This window comes from Bacillus sp. FSL W8-0645 (assembly GCF_038007905.1).
Classification (GTDB): Bacteria; Bacillota; Bacilli; order Bacillales; family Bacillaceae; genus Bacillus; species Bacillus pumilus.
The window spans coordinates 424880-445634 of sequence record NZ_JBBOYC010000001.1; the positions used below are offsets into that span (position 1 = coordinate 424880).

At 44.2% G+C, this 20755-nt stretch carries 18 protein-coding genes; 11 read left to right on the forward strand and 7 right to left on the reverse strand.

Annotation, left to right across the window (positions count from 1 at the left end; translation table 11 throughout):
• Positions 1–133 precede the first annotated feature (133 nt).
• Entirely contained in the window at positions 134–1567 is a 1434-nt protein-coding gene (locus NST39_RS02070; protein ID WP_003214392.1) for an amino acid permease, read from the forward strand.
• 45 nt (positions 1568–1612) lie between these two features.
• Here NST39_RS02070 and NST39_RS02075 read toward each other — a convergent pair whose 3' ends face one another.
• Positions 1613–3106 (reverse strand): peptide MFS transporter, encoded by a 1494-nt coding sequence (locus tag NST39_RS02075; RefSeq protein WP_044140493.1) that lies wholly within the window; start codon positions 3104–3106, stop codon positions 1613–1615.
• Positions 3107–3368: 262 nt separating this feature from the next.
• Between NST39_RS02075 and NST39_RS02080 the strand changes: the two genes are divergently transcribed.
• The 8 genes from NST39_RS02080 to NST39_RS02115 all read left to right on the forward strand — a co-directional run bounded on the left by NST39_RS02080 (position 3369) and on the right by NST39_RS02115 (position 11991).
• Entirely contained in the window at positions 3369–5153 is a 1785-nt protein-coding gene (locus tag NST39_RS02080; RefSeq protein ID WP_341026730.1) for a right-handed parallel beta-helix repeat-containing protein, read from the forward strand.
• A gap of 200 nt (positions 5154–5353) precedes the next feature.
• Positions 5354–6679 carry an LLM class flavin-dependent oxidoreductase gene (locus tag NST39_RS02085; protein ID WP_283924148.1) on the forward strand — a complete coding sequence of 442 codons (1326 nt, stop codon included), beginning with the start codon at positions 5354–5356 and terminating at the stop codon, positions 6677–6679.
• Positions 6680–6696: 17 nt separating this feature from the next.
• Positions 6697–7200 (forward strand): GNAT family N-acetyltransferase, encoded by a 504-nt coding sequence (locus tag NST39_RS02090; protein WP_003214146.1) that lies wholly within the window; start codon positions 6697–6699, stop codon positions 7198–7200.
• A gap of 22 nt (positions 7201–7222) precedes the next feature.
• A complete protein-coding gene (locus NST39_RS02095) occupies positions 7223–8017 on the forward strand; it encodes an amino acid ABC transporter substrate-binding protein (protein ID WP_185108313.1) in 795 nt (264 codons plus the stop codon).
• A 24-nt stretch (positions 8018–8041) separates the two neighbouring features.
• Positions 8042–8716: an amino acid ABC transporter permease gene (locus tag NST39_RS02100; RefSeq protein WP_003214174.1), complete on the forward strand. Its 675-nt coding sequence runs from the start codon at positions 8042–8044 to the stop codon at positions 8714–8716.
• Between the two features lie 12 nt (positions 8717–8728).
• Entirely contained in the window at positions 8729–9475 is a 747-nt protein-coding gene (locus tag NST39_RS02105) for an amino acid ABC transporter ATP-binding protein (RefSeq protein WP_044140499.1), read from the forward strand.
• Between the two features lie 33 nt (positions 9476–9508).
• Positions 9509–10666, forward strand: a complete 1158-nt coding sequence (locus tag NST39_RS02110) for an amidohydrolase (protein WP_185108315.1) — start codon at positions 9509–9511, stop codon at positions 10664–10666.
• Complete coding sequence (locus NST39_RS02115) at positions 10657–11991, forward strand: MmgE/PrpD family protein (protein WP_283924149.1); 1335 nt, start codon at positions 10657–10659, stop codon at positions 11989–11991. The genes NST39_RS02110 and NST39_RS02115 overlap by 10 nt, the downstream gene beginning before the upstream one ends.
• Positions 11992–12046: 55 nt before the next feature.
• Here NST39_RS02115 and NST39_RS02120 read toward each other — a convergent pair whose 3' ends face one another.
• From NST39_RS02120 to NST39_RS02140, 5 genes are all read right to left on the reverse strand, one after another.
• Positions 12047–12892, reverse strand: coding sequence for a GAF domain-containing protein (locus NST39_RS02120; RefSeq protein ID WP_283924150.1), 846 nt, complete (start codon positions 12890–12892; stop codon positions 12047–12049).
• A gap of 154 nt (positions 12893–13046) precedes the next feature.
• Positions 13047–14423, reverse strand: a complete 1377-nt coding sequence (locus NST39_RS02125; protein ID WP_065098798.1) for an aspartate kinase — start codon at positions 14421–14423, stop codon at positions 13047–13049.
• A 174-nt stretch (positions 14424–14597) separates the two neighbouring features.
• The gene (locus NST39_RS02130) at positions 14598–16031 is read right to left on the reverse strand and encodes an MDR family MFS transporter (RefSeq protein WP_044140504.1); all 1434 of its coding nucleotides are present in this window, start codon (positions 16029–16031) and stop codon (positions 14598–14600) included.
• Positions 16032–16047: 16 nt separating this feature from the next.
• Positions 16048–16914 carry a TetR/AcrR family transcriptional regulator gene (locus NST39_RS02135; RefSeq protein ID WP_223250691.1) on the reverse strand — a complete coding sequence of 289 codons (867 nt, stop codon included), beginning with the start codon at positions 16912–16914 and terminating at the stop codon, positions 16048–16050.
• A gap of 137 nt (positions 16915–17051) precedes the next feature.
• Entirely contained in the window at positions 17052–17426 is a 375-nt protein-coding gene (locus NST39_RS02140) for a hypothetical protein (RefSeq protein ID WP_341026737.1), read from the reverse strand.
• A 116-nt stretch (positions 17427–17542) separates the two neighbouring features.
• Between NST39_RS02140 and NST39_RS02145 the strand changes: the two genes are divergently transcribed.
• Complete coding sequence (locus NST39_RS02145; protein ID WP_341026739.1) at positions 17543–17854, forward strand: ArsR/SmtB family transcription factor; 312 nt, start codon at positions 17543–17545, stop codon at positions 17852–17854.
• A 30-nt stretch (positions 17855–17884) separates the two neighbouring features.
• On the opposite strand, the gene gabR is transcribed toward NST39_RS02145, so the two are convergent.
• Complete coding sequence (gene gabR, locus NST39_RS02150) at positions 17885–19309, reverse strand: MocR-like transcriptional regulator GabR (RefSeq protein WP_341026742.1); 1425 nt, start codon at positions 19307–19309, stop codon at positions 17885–17887.
• A gap of 108 nt (positions 19310–19417) precedes the next feature.
• Between gabR and gabT the strand changes: the two genes are divergently transcribed.
• Positions 19418–20734, forward strand: coding sequence for a 4-aminobutyrate--2-oxoglutarate transaminase (gene gabT, locus NST39_RS02155; protein WP_341026744.1), 1317 nt, complete (start codon positions 19418–19420; stop codon positions 20732–20734).
• Positions 20735–20755 lie beyond the last annotated feature (21 nt).

Sequence of the window (20755 nt, forward strand, 5' to 3'; positions counted from 1 at the left end):
TGAGACAGTGACCATAGAAGGAAGCATATTTATTATAAAAGATGTATAATTAGTAGGTTGTTTTGAAAATGGAATGAATCACATGGAGACATGTTTTGATAAGTTATCATCTTAGAAGAAGGAGGGCATCATTGTGGATGTTGGACAAAATCAGCCTGAGCAATTGAAAAGGGCGATGACCTCCCGTCATTTATTTATGATTTCACTTGGCGGTGTCATTGGGACAGGCTTTTTCTTAGGAACGGGCTATACGATTGGACAAGCAGGACCAGTCGGAGCCGTTCTTTCTTATATTGTGGGCGGATTGATTATGTATTTAACCATGCTGTGTCTTGGAGAGCTGTCGGTCGCACTTCCTGTGTCTGGGTCGTTTCATACGTATGCGACGAAATTTGTCAGCCCTGCAGCGGGTTTTGCGGTCGGCTGGATTTATTGGCTTGGCTGGGCAGCAACGGTCGCCCTTGAATTTTTATCAGCAGGACAGCTGATGAGGCGCTGGCTCCCGCAAGTGGATGTGTGGATTTGGTGTCTCATATTTGGACTGTGTCTTTTCTTATTAAATGCCCGGTCGGCGAAAGCGTTCGGGGAGTCGGAGTTTTTCTTTTCAACCATTAAGATCATTGCGATTTTACTCTTTATAGGTGTAGGCGGAGCGGCGATGTTTGGTTTTATTGAAACGACGAGCGGTGAACCTGCTCCTTACTTCAGTCATTTTGTGAGTGATGGGCTGTTTCCAAATGGATTGCTCGCCGTTGTGGTCACGATGATTACCGTGAACTTTTCATTCCAAGGAACAGAGCTGATCGGGATTGCGGCAGGAGAAAGTGAAAACCCTGAGAAAACCGTTCCTCGCTCCATTCATCAAACTGTTTGGCGTACACTCGTCTTTTTCGTATTATCTATCTTTGTCTTAGCGGGTATGGTGCCTTGGAAGGAAGCGAGTGTGCTACAAAGTCCGTTTGTTACTGTATTTGAGAGAACGGGCATTCCTTTTGCGGCAGATATCATGAACTTTGTCATTATCATCGCTTTATTATCTGTTGCCAACTCTGGCTTGTATGCATCGACGAGAATGCTCTATTCCTTATCGAAAGAAGGAATGGCAGGAAAAGCATTTAGACGCGTGAATCAGCGCGGTATTCCGATGAATGCCTTACTGCTCACGTTCCTGTTTACAGGGATTTCGCTATTATCCGGTTTCTTTGCAGAGAAAACAGTTTTTGCCTGGATCGTGTCCATTGCCGGCATGAGTGCCCAGACAGGCTGGATCACCATTACATTATCACAGATGCTTTTCCGCAGAAGATATCTTAAAGCAGGCGGAAAGTTGGAAAACTTAAAATTTAAAACCCCTCTCTATCCGGTGCTGCCGATTATTGCGATTACTCTCAACACCATTGTGTTGATCAGCCTTGCCTTTGATCAGGAGCAGCGCATCGGATTATATGTCGGCGTCCCTCTCATGATCATTGGGTATGTCGTCTATCACCGCTATGTGAAAAAGCATCAAGCGAAAAGTGAACCGCTTAAGCTGCAAATTCATGGAGATGATGAGATCCGGTTTTAAACGAGAAAAAAGAAGCCAACCCAATGGGGAGGCTTCTTTTTTTATTTAATGAATACCTTTCATCGCTTTCTTAATCACTGGTGTTAAGAGCAGCATCACACCGCATAAAACGATGGCAAGCAATCCGATGATACCGAAATAGACGGTTTCTGGCACTTTATCAAACAGTTTGACCACTTGCGCATTGATCGCCTGTGCCATCGCATTTGAAAGGAACCAAAGGCTCATCGTTTGCGCTGAGAAGGCAGCAGGTGCAAGCTTTGTTGTCGCTGACAGCCCAACTGGTGATAGGCAGAGCTCTCCGATCACGACAAGGAAGAAGCTCAGAACGAGCCATAATGGACTTACAAGTGTATTCGGGCCAGACATGTAGGCAGGAATGATCATGATGATGAAGGATAATCCTGCAAACAGAAGGCCAAGTGAGAACTTAATCGGGGTAGATGGCTGTTTTTTCCCTAGTCTAATCCACAACCAAGCAAACACAGGAGACAAGAGCACAATGAAAATTGGGTTCAATGATTGGAACCATGAAGAGGCAAGTGTCATCCCAAGGAAATTCAAGTTTGTTCGTTGATCTGCATATGTGGCTAAAATGTTTGAGCCTTGTTCTTGAATCGCCCAGAACATCACCGCAGCAAGGAACAATGGAATATAAGCGAGAACCCTGGATTGCTCCACTGGGCTCGTCTTTTTACTGAAATACATGACGATGAAATACACAATCGGAATGAGCACCCCAAGAACACTGACAAACCAAGTGAATAGATTAATCGTGAGTGCGCCTGTTTGAATGCCAATGACGACAAAAACAGCGAGCACAATGGCAATTAATGTTCCGAAAATTTTGAAGTTCTTGCGTTCAGTAGCTGATAACGGATTTGTCACATAAGTACCGGCAAGACCAAGATTCGGTTTTTTCGTGATCACAAATGTAATCAGACCAACAAGCATCCCAACGGCAGCAAGTGAGAATCCGAGGTGGAAGTTCACTTTTTGACCGAGTGTTCCGACAATTAATGGGGCAATAAAACCGCCCATGTTGATCCCCATGTAGAAAATACTAAAGCCAGAATCCCTGCGTGGGTCTGTTTTGGAATACAGGTCGCCAACAATGTTTGAAACGTTCGGCTTTAGAAGACCTGTCCCAATAATAATCAATCCCATACTAATAAAGAGCGCTGTTGCTCCGCTTGGCAAAGCCAAAATGACATGTCCAAGCATAATGAACACCCCGCCATAAAAGACCGTACTGGACGAACCGAATACCCGGTCGGCGAGCCATCCGCCAATAATGCCTGACATATAGACAAGCGCACCGTAGACAGACATGATCGAATTGGCTGTCGTCTGATCAAAGCCAAGACCGCCCTTTGTCACCTCTGTGTACATATAGTAAATAAGCAGTGCACGCATGCCGTAATAAGAGAAACGCTCCCAAAATTCAGTGAAAAACAGTGTGTAAAGTCCTTTAGGATGTCCAAAAAACCCTTTTTGAGGAACACTTTTAACAATTTTATCGTGGTCAATTGTAGACATGGCATAGATCCTTTCTTAAAAAAAGAGATATGAGAAAAATGATATTCTTGTATAGTTCTTGTGTCAATATAAAACTATTCTAAAACAGGAAAATGTTAGTTCAATAGGCGTAAAGACTCAAAAAACGAAAAATTCTCTCAAGTAAGAATGGTCAGAAAGTTATACCGAAAGAATTTATTTAAAATTTGAAGGATTGTACAAGCAAACCTTTTACACATGCATAGGATGACAAGAGGACATGTGTGAAAAGGAGGGGTTTAGGTTGGGGGAATTGAATGAATCTGATCTAAAAAAGCCTGTTGTCAATGTACAAGATTTTGGTGTGGTGGCGGATGGGAAAACGGACTGTACAGCGAAGCTCAATGAATGCTTACAATGGACGAAAGCACAGGGGTATTCTCACGTCTGGCTGCCGAGCGGCACGTATGTCATCGATGCAGTGTACAGAGGGGATCGATTTTTTCCTTTCCGAGGTGCGGGTATACGTGTGCCAAGTCATATGACCATTGAGATGGCGCCGGATGCCGTAATTAAGGTAAAACCAAATGATTCATGGGGGTATGCGGCCTTTTATATAGGAAAGGTTCAGCATGTGACCATCCGGGGCGGGCGTATCGAAGGGGATCGTCATGAGCATGTATACAAGTCGCTTCCTCCTGAACGAAAAACCCATGAGTGGGGCTTTGGGATATGTATTGAAGGGGCCTCTAATGTGGAAGTGAATCGTGTGCAAATCAAGAATTGTACGGGAGACGGCATGATTGTCAGTCCCCACGGCTTATTATCACAAGCTGAATCGTACTCGCCTGCTTCATCTATTCATATTTCCGGCTGCCACATCACAGATTCAAGACGAAACAATATCTCGATTACAGGCTGTGATGGGGTCATTGTGGAGGACTGTTTGCTGGAGAGAGCAGGAGTAAACGGAGTCGAGCCAAGAATGGGCATTGATATTGAAGGCTACGGGGAAAATGCAGTTAATATGGAGGAACCGCTGAATATTCAAATTCGAAACAACATTGTAAGAGGTGGTGCCGCCAGCTCCATTTATAACTTCAACGGCTATGGTGTCATCATTGAAGGCAATCACACAGACAGTAGCATCTCCTATGGCTTTGCTACCGAAACAATCATTGCCAACAATTTGATCCGTGCAGTAGAAGGAGGCGTAACAAAAGCAGGAATTACGAGCTTAGGTGTCTCTCTTGATCAATCGGAAAACAATGTGATTATTATTGGCAATATGATTGAAGGGTTTGAAAAAGGGATTGATGTGAGGGGCGACAGCGTTCACATTACAGGGAATAAGATCAGTCTATTTGAAGATGCGGCTTTGTCCGTTTATATGGCGAATCGTATTCTAATAGAAGGAAATCATATTGAATCGGGGACGAATACAGGGCAAAGAAGCGCAGCACTGCGTATCTATCAATCGGATAGCGTCGTCTTTTCAAACAATACCATCTATTCGGTGATCGATGGGGCGATGGTGAGAGGAACGAATATCCTGATCCAGCACAATCAATTCAAAGATTTCAGCAGAGGGATCTGGGTGCAGGATGGAGAAGCTGGAATCAACGGCAATCACTTTATTCAAGAGGGACACCCAGAGCTTGCGTCTTCGTATACGATCAGTGTCACTGGAAATGCAAAGGCTTTCATTTGGCATAATCGCTTTAAGCACTACCAAAACTACGCCGTATACAGTAGCACGACGGGGCCATTAGAAATCAAAGACAATTCCTTTGAAGAATCATCTTTATATGTCGTGATGTATATTAAAAACGGTTCACCACAAATCGGAGATAACCGCTTTTATTTAAATCGTTCGTTCGGACAGCCGACGGCGATCTTTATTGATCAAGCCGCCTCAGCCCGTGTGCTGCGGAATAACATCATTAATTTGTCTCCTCAAAAAGCGATTGCCGTCCGCACCATTTCTTCCACTCATTCCGTGATCGCCCATAACATGCTGGAACGCAGTCAATTGGTGACACATACCACAGACCGGCTCATCGGAAATATTGAAATCGATACACCGTGATAAACGAGTCAAATCCCTAATTTTGGAGGTTCAGAAGGCGGTTGACAATCCTGTAAAAAGGGCATATAGTAATAATTATTTTTCATTTTTCGCAACATTTGCCCTTTTTTTATTGATAAAACCGATTAATTCAATCAGAAAAATGTATCTTCTGAGGACTTCAGTTTGATACAGCAGGATATAGAAAGGATGAAGAACAAGTGTCACAGCCGAAAAGGAAGCTCAAGCTAGGCGTATTCATTGCAGGAACTGGACATCATGTTGCCTCTTGGAGACATCCGAACGCCGTATCAGATGCAGCCATGAACCTGGATTATTTTAAACAATTAGCGAAAAAAGCAGAGGAAGGAAAGCTGGATTTACTCTTTTTAGCTGACAGCTTATCCATTAACCAAACCTCTCATCCGAATGTACTCACGAGATTTGAACCGCTCACCCTGCTTTCATCCATTGCTGAGTCTACTTCATCAATTGGTTTAGCAGCAACAGCATCCACTACATACAGTGAACCTTTCCATATTGCAAGACAGTTTGCCTCCCTTGATCATTTATCAGGCGGAAGAGCGGCATGGAATGTGGTCACATCTTCTATTGAAGAAACAGCGAAAAACTTTAGCGGCGAAGAGCATTTAGCACACCATAAACGATACGAGCGAGCAGAAGAGTTCGTTGAAGTCGTCAAAGGTCTTTGGGATTCTTGGGAGGAAGACGCCCTTGTCAGAAACAAGGAAACGGGAGAATTCTTTGAATCTAGTAAGCTTCATGAGCTCCAGCATAAAGGGGAGTTCTTCTCAGTAAGGGGTCCTCTCAACGTATCACGCACACCTCAAGGGCAGCCAGTGATCATTCAAGCAGGATCATCCGAAGATGGTCAAAAGCTTGCAGCGAAAACAGCTGAACTCATTTTCACTGCACAAAACGATCTCGAAAAAGCGAAGGAATTTTATCAAAGCTTAAAGGAGAAAGTAAAGGCTGCTGGTCGTGCTAGAGAGGACGTCAGCATCATGCCGGGGATCTTCCCGATTATTGCTGATACAGAGGAAGAAGCTAAAGCGAAATATGAAGAATTACAGGAGCTGATTGTTCCTGAGATTGGGCTTAGCATTCTGCAAAACTACTTAGGTGGGATTGATCTGTCTCAGTATCCTTTAGACGGACCGCTTCCAGAAATTGATCCAAGCACGTCAAATGCGGTAAAAAGCCGTTTTGATCTCGTGATGAATATGGCGAAAAAGGATCACCTGACCATTCGCCAGCTCTATCAATCGGTTGCCGGCTCTCGTGGTCATAATATTTTCATTGGCACACCACAGCAGCTCGCAGATGTGATGGAAACATGGATCAATGAAGAAGCAGCAGACGGCTTTAACGTCATGCCGCCGCTATTGCCAGAAGGGCTGGACATGTTCGTAGACCGCGTCGTCCCAATCCTTCAGGAAAGAGGCTTATTCAAAACAGAATACACAGGACAAACCTTACGAGAAAATCTAGGATTAACACAGCCAAAAAATCGTTACACGACATAAGGGTGAGGTGACTAACGTTGGGATACACGTTTCGTCTGGCAACAGAGGCAGATATAGAGGCGCTGCTTGAACTGACAACAAGAGCCTATGAGCCAATTCGTGAGCTCGGCATCCAGTTCCAAGCAGCACATGCTGATTTCGCTCTCGTTCAAAAAAATGTACAAAAGAATCTCTGCTATGTGATGGAAGAAAACGGAGAGCTTCTATCTACCTTGTCGCTCCGTATGCCTTGGGGAGAACAGCCAGGCCCGTTCGGCGTCCCTCATATTTGGTGGTTTGCCTCAGAACCATCCGCCAAAAAAGGGACAGGCTCTGTCTTGCTGGAATGGGTTGAAACCGAAGTGTTAAGAGATACCTTGAAGGTGCCATACGTATCTCTTGGTACAGCTGATAAGCATCCGTGGCTCATAGACATGTATGAGCGCAAAGGCTACGTCAGAGCAGGAGAAAAGGATTTAGGCAAGGGTCACATCACGGTTTATTTTAAAAAACAACTAAGGTCAGATATCACACAACCATAAGAGGAAAGAAGGGTATACGATCATGAAAAACAAAAAATGGCTAGTCGTTCTATTTGCAGCAATGTTGGCAGTTTTAGCAGCTTGCGGCGGTAACAATCAGAGTGAAGGCAAAGACGAAAAAGTGTTGAAAGTAGGTGCCACAGGGCAAAGCTATCCGTTCGCTTATAAAGACAATGGCAAGCTTGTTGGCTTCGATGTCGAAGTAACTGAAGCGGTTGCGAAAAAGCTCGGCTACAAACTAGACTGGCAGCTGAGTGAATTCAGCGGACTCATGGGACAGCTGACATCTGGTAAGCTGGATACAGTGTCAAATCAAGTCGCAGTCACAGATGAGCGTAAACAAACGTTTCATTTTACTGATACGTACGCTTATGCAGGAACACAAATCATCGTGAAAAAGGACAACAACGACATCAAAGGTCTTGATGATTTAAAAGGGAAAACAGTGGCGGCGGTTCTTGGCTCTAACCACGCCAAAAACTTAGAGAGCAAAGACCCAGACAAAAAAATCAATATTAAAACATATGAAACGCAAGACGGTGTCTTAAATGAAGTGGCAAATGGCCGCGTAGATGCTTATGTCAACGGACGCAGTGTATTACTTGCTCAAATTGAAAAAACAGGTCTGCCACTCAAAATCGTTGGCAACCCAATTGTGTATGAAGAAGTAGGCTACCCATTTGCCAAAGATAAAAAGCATGACAAGCTAAGAGAAGAATTTAACAAAGCGATCAAAGAATTAAGAGAAGACGGGACACTGAAGAAATTGTCTGAGAAGTATTTCAAAGACGATGTCACAGTGCCAATTAAAAAATAACGACAGCGGCGGTGAAGAGCAGACATGAACAAAATTGATTGGCAGTATATGGTGACGGTTTTTCCGACATTGATTCAATACTTGCCGATAACGATCTTCATGGCGATTGTCTCCATGGTTTTTGCCATTATCATTGGTGTGGTATTCGCTCTTATTACGAAAAACCGGATACCTGTTTTATACCAATTTGCCAAGCTGTATATTTCTTTTTTCAGAGCGGTTCCAACCTTGGTTCAGCTCTTTCTCATTTATTTTGGTCTTCCGCAGCTATTCCCTGCGATGACCTCAATGGATGCCCTAACAGCGGTCATTATCGGATTAAGTATTAAAAACTCAGCATACTTAGCAGAAATTTTCAGAGCGGCCCTCAATTCTGTAGATGAAGGGCAACTGGAAGCTTGTCTATCTGTCGGCATGACAAGATGGCAGTCTTACGTAAGAATTATTTTCCCGCAGGCAATAAGAAATGCGATTCCAGCAACGGGAAATACCTTTATCGGTCTTTTAAAAGAAACATCTCTTGCCTTTACGATTGGTGTGGCAGAAATGTTTGCACAAGGGAAGATGATTGCGTCGGCGAACTATAAATACTTTGAAACCTATTTAGCTGTAGGGATTGTGTATTGGGTGATGACCATCATTTATAGCTTCCTTCAAGACCTATTTGAACGAAAAATTAGCAAACCTTACCGGAATTAAGGAGGTGTGGACATGATCAAGCTCACCAATTTGAAGAAATCATTCGGCGACCTTGTCGTCTTAGACGGAATCAATCTCGATGTGCAAAAAGGGCAGGTTGTGGCCATTATCGGACCTTCTGGCTCCGGTAAATCCACCTTGCTGCGCTGCTTAAATTTATTAGAAATACCAGATGAAGGCACGATTGAAATTGGCGATGCGAAGCTCGATGCGTCTAAATATACACGAAAAGAAGCCCATCACCTGCGTCAACAAACGGCCATGGTGTTTCAAAACTATAATTTATTTAAAAACAAGACAGCACTGCAAAATATCACAGAATCACTGCTTGTGACGAAAAAAATGACGAAGCAGCAGGCCAATGAGATAGGAATGAAGCTGCTGAAGCAGGTAGGATTAGAGCAAAAGGCTGACAGCTATCCAGTCACGTTATCTGGCGGACAGCAGCAGCGAATCGGGATTGCCCGCGCATTAGCAGTTGATCCACATGCGATTTTACTCGATGAACCAACGTCAGCGCTTGATCCAGAGCTTGTCTCAGGTGTGCTTCAAGTCATTAAGTCCATTGCGATTCAAGAAACAACGATGATCATCGTCACACACGAAATGACGTTTGCTAGAGAAGTGGCAGACCATGTGATTTTCATGGCGGATGGTCATATTATTGAACAGGGCACACCAACTGAGCTATTTGATGAAACGAAGAATGAACGGACAAAACGATTTATTCAAAAAGAAGCAGCGGCTGAAGAAGCATAAGCTGCTTTTTACTCTTTAGAGGGGTGAGTATCAGTGAAATCATTAGGAAATGATGCTTTAAACAAACGTTTAATTAACATTCGCCGAGCGCTTCATGAGCATCCAGAGCTGGCATTTGAAGAACATGAAACGACTAAAAAACTGCGCGGCTGGTTAGAAGAAGAAGGAATTACCGTACTCGATTTTCCAGCTCTTCAAACAGGTGTTGTCTGTGAAATCAAAGGAGAACAAGAGGGACCAACGATTGCCCTGAGGGCTGATATTGATGCACTTCCGATTGAAGAAGCATCTGGCGAACCATTTTCCTCAAAGGTACCGGGGAAAATGCATGCTTGCGGTCATGATTTTCATACAGCTTCTATCTTTGGAGCGGCTCTTTTATTAAAAGAACGGAAACACGAGATCAAAGGAACGGTCCGCATTTTGTTCCAGCCGGCTGAGGAAGTCGCGCAAGGAGCGAAACATGTCATAGAGGCAGGCGTTTTAGATGGAGTGGATGCGATTTTTGGTATGCACAACAAACCTGACCTGCCAGTTGGCACTATAGGCATTAGAGAAAAAGCGTTGATGGCAAGTGTAGACCGGTTTGAAATCAATATTAAAGGAACGGGTGGTCATGCAGGTATTCCGAATCATACGGTGGACCCGATTGCCATCAGCGGGCAGATCACAAGTGCTCTTCAGCAAATTGTCAGCCGCCGCATCAGCTCATTGCATCATGCAGTCGTCAGTATCACACGCATTCAAGGCGGTACATCATGGAATGTGATTCCTGATCGTGTTGAGATGGAAGGAACCGTTCGGACGTTTGAGCCTGAAGTGAGAGCGATGATTCCCGATCTCATGAAACAAATCGTGAGTGGGATTGCCGAGGGATTTGGGGCGAAAGGTGATGTGAGATGGCATCCGTATTTGCCTTCTGTGTTAAATGACGATCGTTTGACAAAGGTGGTCGAAGAAGCGGCAGGTGCGCTGGATCTCACAGTAGTTCAGGCAGAGCAGTCACCGGGCGGAGAAGATTTTGCCCTTTATCAAGAACACATTCCAGGCTTTTTCGTATGGATGGGGACAAGCGGTACGGAGGAATGGCATCACCCTGCCTTTACATTAAATGAAGGCGCACTCCCTGTTGCCGCTGCCTTCTTTGCCGAGCTTGCTGTTCGGGCATTGGAGTCACGATCATGGAACTAACAAAACAACTGGCAGAGGCTGTACTGTCTGCTCATCCACTTCAAGATCAGCGGGCGGTAGAAATGGCTAGAAATGGTCTGTTAGATGCTGCGGCAGCAGCGCTTGCTGCGAAAGAGGATGAAGGAATTCAAAAGCTCATGGCACTGGTGGAACAAGAAGGCGGAGCAGCTCAAATTCCTGTCATTGGACAAGGGAAGAAGGTCAGCCGTCAATCCGCAGCCATGCTGAACGGCTACCTGATCCACGCCCTTGATTATGATGATGTGCATTCAGACGTGAGAGGACACCCAAGTGCGGTTATCATTCCAGCATTGCTATCACAGCTATCAGACGGCAAAGGGTTTGGCGATCGATTTTTAGCTGCCTACATCACAGGTGTTGAAGTGATGGCAAGGCTTGGCGAATCCATCGGCAAGGCGCATTATGAAAGGGGCTGGCATAATACTGGAACCCTCGGAGCCATTGCAGCAGTATGTGCCATTGGGTATTTAAAACAAGTCTCGCAGGAAGAGCTGGCGAAGGCAATCGGCTTTGCTGGAGCGCAATCAGCCGGAATGAGAAAGCAGTTTGGCTCTGATATGAAACCATTACAAGCCGGCTTAGCGGCTAAAACAGCCGTCTGGTCTATGGACTTAGCTTGTTCAGGTTTTGGCGGGAATAAATCGGTTCTTGATGGTACGCTTGGTTTCTTTTCTCTCTATGGAGATCAGGAGCGCGCGGAAAGTCGTTTACTAGAGGGATATGGTACAACGTGGCGAATTGTCTCGCCGGGGCTGTGGTTCAAAGTATACCCGTTCTGTTCAGCTGCGCATCATGCAGCCGATGCGATCCTAGCATTAATGAATGAGCGTACTTTCTTACCGGAGCAGGTGAAACAAGTAGATGTCCTATTCCCGCCTGGCGGAGATGCCGCACTTATTGAGCAGACACCTTCAACTGGAGAAGAAGGACGATTCAGTGTCGAATACGTGATCGCACTTGCCGTGTTTGGACAGACGCTAACGCTGGATCACTTTACGAAAAAAATCATTCCATCACACATGCGCACATGGATGAAGCGGGTGAGCAGAGGATATGATCAAACGATAGAACCCCATCCAGAAGCTGTTCCAAAAGGTCGCTTTACGATTGTGAAGCTTACCTTATCTGACGGCACCATCATCAGCAAACGAGTCGATATTCCGCGGGGAGCACCAGGCCACGCATTATCGAAAGAAGACATCATGCAAAAATTAAACAGTGTCACAGACGCATCACATGCACAGGAGATTTCACAAGTTATTGAAGACGGAAACGATTCTTCTTATTTGCAGCTGCTGGCATGATTTAAAAAGAAGAAAAAGGGCTAAAATTTATTTAGCCCTTTTTGAGTATCATTTCTTATTCCATTTTGGTAAACGTCAAGCCAATATGAGCAAGTGCCTGCGGCAAGTCTTTCCGAATGGTGATGTCTTTAAATGAAATATTCGATTGAATCGCACTTAAAGCAAGGTCTTGCTTAATCCCTGTTAGAACAGCCGAAATCCCTAAAAGTCTCAGCGTTTGTGCATAGCTGACCAAATATTGAATGCTCTGTTCATTCAGGCGTTTTGTTCCCGATACATCAATGACCAAATGAGAGAGCGACAGTCTGTAGCTTTCCTGTAAAATGGTTTCTAATATATGCTGAGCACGTGTCTCTTCGATATCACCTAGGAGAGGAAGCACGGCAACACCGTCAACAACTGGGACGATCGGTACAGATAATTGCTGAATCTGCCGGTTGGCACGGTCTAATTCAAGGACATAGCTTAATAGAGAAGCCATCGTTTCAAACATATGCACATGCTCTTCTGTGAATTGCTGCGGTCTTAGATCAAGCCCGCAAATCGTTCCGTAGTTCGTACCATCTGTAAAATCAATCGGCACTCCGATGAATGATCCGCCTTGAAGACGTTTCGTGACTTTTAAGTATTTAGAACGATCATCCAATGATATATCAGGGATCACAAGCGTATCCTGATGATCGATCGCCAGCTTGCAAAATGTCTTCTCGTAAGGAATTTCTTCTCCTTCTTCAAGAAGCTGCTCGTCATGATTTAGCACCTTGACAATCTGATTGGTGGTTTGATCGTTTTTAGCAATAAACAGTGTATTTACATCAGTGAATTGACTCATCATATTTAAAATACTCGTAGAAGCATCATGAAAATTGCGAAACTGTTTTAATAGTTGTTGACGAGGCATTGTTTTAGGACTCCTTGTAGCTCCGATCATAGGCCGGAACAATAGTTGGTTTGTCTCTATCATACAAAATCAAACGAGAAATAGATATACTTTAATATGTGAATCGGGTGAGAACAAAAAAGACTGCCGATCCTGAGATCTGGCAGCCTGCTGATTAAAGAGAGACAGGGACAGTAGACATAGAGAAAAATTCCTCATACAACGCTTGAACGGCTTCTTTTTCTTGAGCGGCTTTGACGCCAAACATCATGCTGACCTCTGAAGAGCCTTGATTGATCATTTCAATATTGACCTTCGCTTTTGACAGCGCCTTTGCTGCTCTTGCTGTGGTACCAACATTGTGACGCATCGCTTCTCCTACAACCATAATGAGGGAGAGATTCGGCTCTAACACGACCTCATCTGCATCAAGCACGAGCTTCAAGCGATCGAGTAGCTCTTGTTCAATATGCTGCTCCTCTAGCTGATCCTGCCTTAAAATAATGTTCATATCATCAATGCCAGAAGGGACGTGTTCATACGTAAGCCCATATTCCTCTAGCGTTTGCAGCACCTTACGACCAAAACCGACTTCTCGGTTCATCAAATATTTGCTTATATAAATGCTGCAGAATCCGCTGTCTGAAGCGATTCCGACAACGGGTCCATTTGTATGATCACGCTGGTTCACAATTTTTGTGCCTTTTGCCGAGGGATTATTGGTGTTTTTAATCTGCACAGGAATGCCTGCACGGAAGGCCGGAATGAGTGCTTCATCATGGAACACGGAAAAACCAGCATAGGATAGCTCGCGCATTTCCCGGTACGTTAGCTCTGTAATCTCCTTCGGCTCATGAACGATCGTTGGATTGACAGCATAAACAGCATCCACATCTGTAAAGTTTTCATACACATCTGCCTTCAAACCATTTGCCAAAATCGAGCCGGTAATATCGGAGCCGCTGCGAGAAAAGGTGACGATATCTCCCGATAGATTAAAGCCAAAAAAGCCAGGGAAGATGATGATGCCAGAGCGCTCTCTTAATTTGTACAAATGATCGTATGACTCCGGAAGGACTTGCGCTTGACCAGGCTCATCGCTCACAAATAAACCGGCTTCCTTTGGGTTTACATAGTGAGCTTCGACACCTTGATAGCGGAAATAGGCGGCAATGAGCTTTGCGTTATTGTCTTCACCGCTTGCCTTGATGGCATCAAGATATCGCTCAGGATGAGACGTATCAGCCTGTAAGAGGGCATCTAGATCTTGCCGGATGGTGTCAATCACGTCATGACTTAATCCAAGTTCATCCGCAATCGAGGCATACCGCTTGATGACGGCTTCCTGTAAATCGTGTGCTTCGCCTAAACGTAAATATTGCTCACCACAGCTAATTAATAGATCGGTGACCTTCGTATCCGTTGAATGCCGTTTTCCTGGTGCGGAAACAACGACTGCTTTTCGAGCTGGATCTGCTGTTACAATGTCAAATACCTTTTGCAGCTGCTTGCCAGATGCAAGTGAACTGCCACCAAATTTAACGACCTTCAAAGCATACATCTCCTATAGTAAAAATTTTCTCACAAATTGAATAGTTCCTATTATCAACTCTTTTCTTTAAATTATCAAGGTTTTTCTTCGCTAGAAATACAAATGTATTTTAGGGGAGGACGATATAGCGTGAGTATATGAAAAAAGAGCCGGCGATATGCCGAGCTCTTTTTCTTATGAAGAAGATGAGGAGGAAGATAGCTCCTGTTTCATCACTTTATTCTCGCGTTTTTCCTTTAAGAAAAAGGAGAGGACAAGCCCAAGGACCGCAATCAAACCAGACACGATAAATGATGTGTTCATGCCGTGAACGGCTGATTTTAATGGACTGGCCAAATCTGCATTTGCAGCAGAGCTGCTCATGATGGAGACAAGCACTGCCGTCCCAATGGAACCACCCACTTGTCTCATCGTGTTATTCATCGCTGTCCCATGCGGGATCAAATGAGGCGGTAAAGAGTTAATACCTGCTGTTGTCAGCGGCATCATGATCATCCCAACCCCAATTAAGCGCAGTGTGTAAGCGACCGTAATGAGGGCGATGGATGAATCAAGGGTGAGCAGCATAAATGGCAAGGTCGTCACGGTAAGTATCGTAAACCCGCCTAATGCCAGCCCTTTTCCGCCGACTTTATCAAAAATCCGTCCAATAATTGGTGAGAGGAGTCCCATAAAGAGAGCACCTGGCAGTAAGATAAGCCCTGTATCAAGAGCAGACAATCCTCTCACATTCTGCGTATAGAGCGGCAGAATCGTCTCTGTCCCAATCAATAAAGCAAAGACAAGCATCCCAAGGAAGGTCGTTAAGCTAAAGATCGCAAACTTAAAGACACCAAATTCAAGCATCGGTCTTGTCAAATTCGACTGGCGCAGAATAAAGAAGAACAAGCTCACAGCGCCGACAATCAGTGATATGAGGACAGTGGCACTCGTCCAGCCATATGTGCCAACACTAGAAAATCCGTAAAGCAGCCCGCCGAAACCGAAGGACGACAAGATGACAGATAAAACATCAATACGTGCCTCTCTTTGTTGCGTTACATTTTTCATTAAGAAGAAAGCAAGAATAAGATCAATGATACCGATTGGCAGAACAATATAGAACAAGAACTTCCAGCTGAAGGCATCAACAATCCATCCGCCAAGTGTCGGTCCAAGAGCTGGTGCGAAAGATATGACAAGTCCGACCATGCCCATTGCCTGACCCCGTTTTTCTTTCGGGAAAATGGTTAAAAAGATCGTTTGCATCAGCGGCATTAAAATCCCTGCGCCAGCTGCCTGCACAATACGCGCTGCAAGTAATACAGGAAAATTCGTTGCGAATGAAGCAAGAATGGTACCGGCTGTAAAAATACTAAGCGCTGTTAAAACTAAAGAACGGCTTGAAAATTTCTCAATTAAGAAAGCCGTGATCGGGATGAGAATCCCGTTTGTCAGCATAAAGGCTGTGGTGAGCCACTGTCCTTTGCTGACATCAATATTGAATTCCTCCATGATATGTGGGATCGCTGGTATGAGCAGCGTTTGGTTTAAAATCGCGACGAATGCCCCAACGAGGAAAATCCCCACAATCACAGATCGATTATACGATGTTGTAGATTGGTTCATGTTATCCCTTCTTTATCTATAAGATGATGCTTTTCAGCTGTGACACGTTTTGTGATAAAACGCTGTTTTTGCCTAAATAATCGAGTAGTGAACTGATTAAAAAGGTTCTCGGTTGGTCCTTTGATAATTCTTCACTTAGCAGTTCAAACGCAGAGAGGAGATCGTCCTTTTCTTCCCCGTTTGACAGTGTGTGAAGCTCTTGTTTGATCTTTGTTAAGTACGAGATGACAAGCTTTTCCTCATCATATTCGTCCTGTGTGGAAAGCAAATAAGAGTCCATCAACTGATCTGTTAGCACAGGCTCAATAGAGCAAGGCTTTTTCGACACACGGTCCATCACGCCGATAATCATTTCTGCGGCATTTTCTAATTGGATGTTCTTTCGCTCGATGGCCAGCATTAAGATGAATTCTCTCATTAGTCCGTTGAGTACAATCACAAGATCCCAGACGTAAGGCGCAACAGATTCACCATATGTGCTTAAAATAATGTCTCTGTGCCGCTGCATGATAATGGATCGTGTCTCACGTAAATGCTTAATCACAATGGGTGAATGCTGTGAAAAAGCTTCAAAGGACAGCATATTCAAAAATTTATGATTCTCTTTAAACTCTTCAAGCTCAAGCTTGATCTTCTTTGTGAATTTTTCCTTTTTGGATAGCGTTGTTTCTGAATGAATGATCTGAGAAATCTCTCTCATTTTGCACTGATTGTATTTAATCAGTTCTAATAGAAGAGCTTCCTTTGAATCAAACAGCTTATAAATAGACGCTTTTGATATTTTACAGGCATCGGCAATTGACTGCATGGAGACACTCATATAGCCTTTTTGAGAAAATAATTTCTTCGAAACCCGCAAAATCTCTTCTTGCTTTTCATTCATCTTCATAAGTCCTTTCCGAATCGGCAAAACCATATGGTCACAATGGAAACCGAGTGGTCACTTTTGCAATGATAACAAAACCAATGACCTATGACAAGAAAAGAAACTTAAAAAACACCTATCTTATGACAGGTATTTTATCCTTCTGCATGTGCGGCATATATGATGATCTGTCCGTTAAGTTCAGCGATCAAAAGGTCTTTTCGCTCCTTTACAGAGTAAATCGCTGTCCCTTTTTTCAAATGGGTAGCCGTGCCATGATCAAAATGTTCGTCAGCTGTTTTCTGAATCACACCTAATTGTAGATCTTTAGTGACGGTTAGTTGATGGGTCCAATCTACATTTGCTTCATAGACCGTTTCTTCCCATTGAAATAAATCTGCCTGTTCATCGAGAGCTAATATCTCTTCTGCACTAGGTGGTTTAGATTCGGAATGCTGGACGGATTGGCATCCATATAAGCACATGGCGAGTAACATTATACATAAGTCAGTCCATCTCTTTCGTGTCAAATGAGATCCTTCCCTTCACAAGAAAGCTTGTATATGGTCTTAGTCGTTTCCGAAGGATGTATCGTTACTATGTGAGGAAGATTGTATGTTGGCACAAAATACGATACATTTATCGTATGAATAATCCAATCCATCTAACCCAAGAAGACATGAGACTGATTTCTGTGCTGCACGCATTGGCCGATCCAATCCGGTTAGAAATTGTCCGCTGCTTAGCAGAAGCAGGCGAGAGGACATGCGGCACGTATGAAATGAATATTGCCAAATCCACGCTTTCTCATCACTTCAAAGTGCTGAGGGAGGCAGGCATCGTGAAAGTGAGAATTGACGGAAAACACCGCTACTATTCTTTAAGAACAGAAGACATCGAGACCGCTTTTCCTGGACTCGTGTCATCCATTTTAGCCGTAGATAAAGAGCGGTGGTAAGCCAGCTGTCTAGTAAAGCAGCTGGCTGTTTTATTTTCCATAAATCGACTCATACAGTCGTTTTACCGCCGGCTCAATATCCTCTGGCCGCATATGAGAGAAGCCGAGGACGAGCGGAACAAAGCCTTCCTGATGCCCCGGTAATTGCTCATCAAGGGTAAAACGGTCCATCCCATACATTTTCAGCTTTCTTTCTTTGGCACGCTGTAAAATCTCATGCTGCGTGCGGTTTGAGCGGAACTCTGCGATAAAATGAAGTCCTGCATTCTCCCCAATAATCCGTACATTGTCAGCAAAAACCGTGTCGAGCTCTTCAATGAGCTGCTTCCGCTTTTCCTCATATAAACCATTCATTCTTTTAATATGCCGCTGATACGCCCCATCCTTTATAAAATGAAGAAGGGTGTATTGTGTAAAAAGGTTGGCCGTTTGAATGAAGAAGTGCTGTTCTTCCTTATAGCGTCTCAATAAATGCTGCGGGAGCACCATGTAGCTTAGCCTTAAGCCGGGCAGCAATGATTTTGAAAAGGTCCCCATATAAATGACTTTGTCATATCGATCCAAACTTTGCAGCGCTGGAATGCTGTCAGTCCCATACTTGAATTCACTGTCATAATCATCCTCAATGATATAACGGTCATGCTCATCGGCTGCCCAGTTTAAGAGCTGAATCCGCCGGGAAATTGGCATAATCACCCCTGTTGGGAATTGATGTGAAGGAGTAATGATCAACACATTCGGCTCTTTCTTCTGAATGTCACTCATCCGCACTCCTTTTTGATCAATGCCAATCGTTTCAATTCGGTGATGATTGTTTTTTAGCATTTGATAGAGCCGGCGATAGCCAGGGTTTTCTAACCCGTATACTTGATCAGCTGGAAGAATGCTTGATAACGAATGGATAAGTGACTGCGTGCCTGCACTTAAAATGAGCTGTTCTGGATAGCATTTGACGCCTCTTGCCAGCCCGATTAACCGGGCAATCGTTTCCCGAAGCTCGTACACACCTTGTGGATGCGGAAGCTCGCCAAACTCTTCTTGGTGGAGGCTGATCGCCTTTTGTTCACTTTTCAACCAGCTTTTAAAGGGAAAATGAGTGGTATTGACTGAGATATGTGAAAAGGAATACCAATCGTCTCGTGCAATCGGCTCTTCCTTTAAATCTGCTGGAAGGGAAGAGGGTTTCAGCTGACCTGATTCATGAAACGTTTCTAGTGACTCCACAAAAAATCCTTTCCGTTCAACCGAATATAAATATCCCTCGGCAAGCAGCTGCTGATACGCGCCATTCACTGAATTCACGCTGACGTTTAATGCATCGGCTAATTCTCGTTTGGATGGTAATTGATCGTGCGGCTGAAGGTTTCGATTTAAAATTTCACCTTTAATTTTCGTATAAATTTGATGATAAATATATCCGTTTGCCCCTGTTTGATCTAGTTGAATTGTCAGCATCTCTTCAGTCCTTCCTCTCTGGTACCATGAAAAAAATGATATTGGTACTTTCTATCATACCAAAAAATATTCAGAATAATAAAAAAGACATAAAGGGGATGGATGACAATGAGTCAAACGACAACAAACCGTTTTTCAACAGAGGAATGGCAGGGGAAAAGAGATCAATACGTCGCAAGAGGCGTGAGTAATGGCAACCGCCATCTTGCAGCAAAAGGGAAGGGAGCCGAGCTGTTCGATATCGATGGGAAACGTTTTATCGATTTTGCTGGCGCAATTGGTACGTTAAATGTAGGGCATTCACATCCAAAGGTTGTGGAAGCCGTCAAAGCACAAGCAGACAGTCTGATCCACCCAGGATTCAACGTGATGATGTACGAATCATATATCGAATTGGCAGAGAAGCTATGCCGCCTCACACCAGGTGATCATGACAAGAAAGCCATTTTCCTAAATTCAGGTGCAGAAGCTGTTGAAAATGCGGTGAAAATTGCACGTAAATATACGAAAAGACAGGCCGTTGTCTCGTTTACAAGAGGCTTCCACGGCAGAACGAATATGACGATGAGCATGACGAGTAAAGTCAAGCCATATAAATTTGGGTTCGGACCATTTGCGTCAGAGGTGTATCAAGCGCCATACCCGTATTACTATCAGAAGCCAGAAGAATTAAGCGATGCAGCCTACGATGAGTACATCATTGATCAATTCAACCAATTCTTCGTCGCTGCTGTTGCACCAGAAACCGTTGCGTGTGTGGTCATGGAGCCAGTCCAAGGGGAGGGCGGGTTCATTGTACCATCGAAACGTTTTGTTCAGCATGTCGCTTCATTCTGTCAGCAGCACGGGATTGTCTTTGTAGCAGATGAAATCCAAACAGGCTTTGCGAGAACAGGGAAATATTTTGCCATTGAGCACTTTGATGTGGTGCCGGACTTAATCACGGTGTCAAAATCTCTTGCTGCTGGGTTGCCGCTAAGCGGTGTCGTCGGCAGAAAAGAACTACTTGATGCGGCAGATCCAGGGGAATTAGGGGGAACGTATGCAGGAAGTCCATTAGGCTGTGTGGCAGCACTAGCGGTTCTTGATATTATTGAAACAGAACAACTGAATCAACGATCTGAGCACATCGGACAAGTCATTGAGGAGAAAGCAAATGATTGGAGAACTACGTATCCATTCATTGGGGAAGTCCGCCGGTTAGGGGCAATGGCGGCGATTGAAATTGTGGAAGATCAAACTACGCGTACACCAGATAAGAAAACAGCCGCAGCGATTGCAGCATTTGCAAACGAGCACGGGCTGCTCTTATTAACGGCGGGGATTAATGGGAATATTATTCGCTTCTTAACACCACTTGTCATCACAGATGAGCTGCTTCACGAAGGACTAGGGATCATCGAGGATGCCTTCAAAGCACGCTAAACAACAAAGGGGGATGGTTGT

What these genes read in the sequence shown, in the direction of transcription:
- NST39_RS02075 (WP_044140493.1), bottom strand. Translation starts at nt 3,106, where the DNA reads ATGTCTACAATTGACCACGATAAAATTGTTAAAAGTGTTCCTCAAAAA.
- NST39_RS02095 (WP_185108313.1), top strand. Translation starts at nt 7,223, where the DNA reads ATGAAAAACAAAAAATGGCTAGTCGTTCTATTTGCAGCAATGTTGGCA.
- NST39_RS02100 (WP_003214174.1), top strand. Translation starts at nt 8,042, where the DNA reads ATGAACAAAATTGATTGGCAGTATATGGTGACGGTTTTTCCGACATTG.
- NST39_RS02105 (WP_044140499.1), top strand. Translation starts at nt 8,729, where the DNA reads ATGATCAAGCTCACCAATTTGAAGAAATCATTCGGCGACCTTGTCGTC.
- NST39_RS02115 (WP_283924149.1), top strand. Translation starts at nt 10,657, where the DNA reads ATGGAACTAACAAAACAACTGGCAGAGGCTGTACTGTCTGCTCATCCA.
- NST39_RS02120 (WP_283924150.1), bottom strand. Translation starts at nt 12,892, where the DNA reads ATGCCTCGTCAACAACTATTAAAACAGTTTCGCAATTTTCATGATGCT.
- NST39_RS02130 (WP_044140504.1), bottom strand. Translation starts at nt 16,031, where the DNA reads ATGAACCAATCTACAACATCGTATAATCGATCTGTGATTGTGGGGATT.
- NST39_RS02135 (WP_223250691.1), bottom strand. Translation starts at nt 16,914, where the DNA reads ATGAATGAAAAGCAAGAAGAGATTTTGCGGGTTTCGAAGAAATTATTT.
- NST39_RS02145 (WP_341026739.1), top strand. Translation starts at nt 17,543, where the DNA reads ATGAATAATCCAATCCATCTAACCCAAGAAGACATGAGACTGATTTCT.
- gabR (WP_341026742.1), bottom strand. Translation starts at nt 19,309, where the DNA reads ATGCTGACAATTCAACTAGATCAAACAGGGGCAAACGGATATATTTAT.
- gabT (WP_341026744.1), top strand. Translation starts at nt 19,418, where the DNA reads ATGAGTCAAACGACAACAAACCGTTTTTCAACAGAGGAATGGCAGGGG.